Below are 2,684 nucleotides of genomic sequence, written 5' to 3'. Positions count from 1 at the left end.
ACTCGTTGACGGGCATCACAGGTCGCTCCCATCTCGCTACGCTCTGATGCGCTCCCGTCAGCCCCACGCCCAACGCCAGCCTTCAGGTGCGCCGCTGGCAACTTCCCGTGATCCGAGCGAAGTTTGCCTACCAGGAAATACCCAGAATGCACCGAGTTCGCAGGCCGCGCCAGCGGCGTCACCTGCGAGGCGATGTTGGGCCGTGAGGTTGGCACCATGACCAGATAGCGGGCTGAGGGAGCGATGATACTTTGGGCAATGGGAGATACAGAGATCATCCTCTGGCACGATGCTGCCCCTGGCACGATGCTGCCCCTGGCACGATGCTGCCCCTGGCACGATGCTGCCCCTGGCACGATGCTGCCCACTGGCTTTGTCCATTGGCGTGATCTGACCATTGCGACGGCGCTGATCACGAGATCGATGCTGCCCACTGCCTCGGCGTTGTCACTGCCTCGGCGTTGCCCACTGCCTCGGCGTTGCCCACTGGCACGATGCTGCCCACTGGCACGATGCTGCCCACTGGCACGATGCTGCCCACTGGCACGATGCTGCCCACTGTCTCGGCGTTGCCCCTGGCACGATGCGGTCACGGGCACGATGCGGTCACGGGCACGATGCAGTCCATTGAATCGATGTTGCCTCTGGCACGATGCTGCCCACTGGCTTTGTCCATTGGCGTGATCTGAGCATTGCGACGGCACTGATCACGAGCTCGATGCTGCCTACTGGCTCGGCATTGCCCACTGGCTCGATCTGTCCATTGCGACGGCGCTCACCATTGGCTCGATGCGGTCACTGCCTCGGCGTTGCCACTGCCTCGGCATTGCCCACTGCCTCGGCATTGCCCACTGCCCCGGCATTGCCCACTGCCCCGGCATTGCCCACTGGCACGATGCTGCCCTTGGCACAATGCTGCCCCTGGCACGATGCTGCCTCTGGCACGATGCTGCCTCTGGTACGATGCTGCCCCTGGCTCGATGCTGCCCCTGGCTCGATGCTGCTCCTGGCTCAATACTGCCCACTGCCTTGGCGTTGCCCATTGGCACGATGCTGTCCATTAAAGGCTATTTCGATTTATTTTGTCAAGTTGCGATTTAACGCTTTAGAGAGAGCTAAACATGATATGAGCGAAATTATGTACGGTTCTGTCTTTACAGCTTTGTGATGCGGTTGTTCGCCAAATCGGAATAGCCTTTATTGGCACGATGCTGCCGCTGGCACGATGCTGCTTATTCGTGATCGGAAATCTGGTTTGATGGGGCTGGGTGATTCGATCATCGGCACTGGCTCCGGGCTCCGCCTCGCCCCCCCCCGGAAGGCCGAGAGGAAGACGGCCCAACGCCAGCCTTCAGGTGCGCCGCTGGCATCGTTCCCGTGATCCGAACGACGTTTGCCCAGAAAGAAAGCCAAAGAATGCACCGCGTTCGCAGGCCGCGCCAGCGGCGTCACCTGCGAGGCGATGTTGGGCCGCGTGGCACAGCAATTATAGTGTAGTAATTTAACTTATTCCTCTGGTTCTTCATTTTCTATATCTGCCAATACCTTCAAGTATGATGGCCACGGTAAATCATGCTCTCTTATCACACCTACTAACTCTTCTTTCTTATGTGGGTGAGTAGTAAGATATTTATTTAATTCTTCTTGCAAAGTGGTGGGGTTATAGTATTTTGAAAAAGATATTGAAATAGCTCTTGCTACTTCTAAATCTATTGGGAATGTATCAATATAGTAAATTATGGCCTGGGTATTTTTGTTACCCCACGAAAATTGATCTAACATTTCCTCTTCAAATGCAATCTTGTGGAACGAACGAAAAAATCCTTTCTCTTTAAGTACAAGAAAAGATGCGTCGGAGGTTATACCAACAGACTGAAGAATAATCCTACGGTATGCCTCTTCTATTTCTTCCGATGGAATAAGGTTATTTCTCAGCATTGCAGCAAAAACCGCCCACTCTTGCCCGGTGCGCTGCTTGAATAGTTTATCATACCATAAACTTCTAATCAGCCCCGCATTTTTGGCAATAACAATAATATCATCTGGGTAAGCCTTTAAGTAAGAAACTAGAATATCCTCATCATTTTGCAGGAATTGAAGAACATTCTGAGATATATCGCTATTATTGAGATGCAAAACCCTCTGATAAAAGTCAAGTTCTTCTGGTACAGGGGGTGAAAACACTCTGGGAGAGAGATTGCGGATAATCTGCTGTACTCTCACTAAGAAATTGACGACATTATTTGGCTCGATGGCATGAGGTATTTCAATGATAAGATCAGTATAATCTTTATCCGGTGGTGTGAGGGTTCTGTCAAAATGATCACGGATTTTATTTAATAACGCATCCTCACTTCCATTAACCATGAATTTAGGTAAATTCGACAAGACGAAAGCCCATAATACTTCTACATGTGATATATCAATTTTATTTTTCTTACCATGAGCACAATCATTGCGCCGAAATCTAAAGAAAGTGACTTGTTGTTTCACATCATCAGACAATATAAAGATAGGTGCGGGTCTTTGTTGCTGAATGACATTAGATACGGCTTTTTCCCATTCGTCGTCATTTTGTACATTAGTCTGAATTGTATTCCATTGCCCGTATCCGTTCACGCCCCCCCAGCAGGCAGTAATTGTGGGGCAGGCTGATTCGCCCAATACGCCGTAACCGCAGCGAT

Annotated in this window: 3 protein-coding genes; all 3 read right to left on the bottom strand. The window is 50.9% G+C overall.

What is annotated here, in order from left to right; translation table 11 throughout:
• The coding region (locus EKD03_RS18045) for a hypothetical protein (RefSeq protein ID WP_202976819.1) at nt 1–599 on the bottom strand (599 nt) is incomplete at its 3' end.
• Nucleotides 600–795: 196 nt separating this feature from the next.
• Nucleotides 796–945: a hypothetical protein gene (locus EKD03_RS18545; RefSeq protein WP_161569315.1), complete on the bottom strand. Its 150-nt coding sequence runs from the start codon at nt 943–945 to the stop codon at nt 796–798.
• 561 nt (nt 946–1,506) lie between these two features.
• On the bottom strand, nt 1,507–2,684 hold a 1,178-nt coding region (locus tag EKD03_RS18540), incomplete at its 5' end, for a hypothetical protein (RefSeq protein WP_202976818.1).

Origin of the sequence: Candidatus Oscillochloris fontis (assembly GCF_004138135.1) — a bacterium.
Taxonomy (GTDB): Bacteria; Chloroflexota; Chloroflexia; order Chloroflexales; family Chloroflexaceae; genus Oscillochloris; species Oscillochloris fontis.
This window is presented reverse-complemented; position numbering and strand designations above follow the sequence as displayed.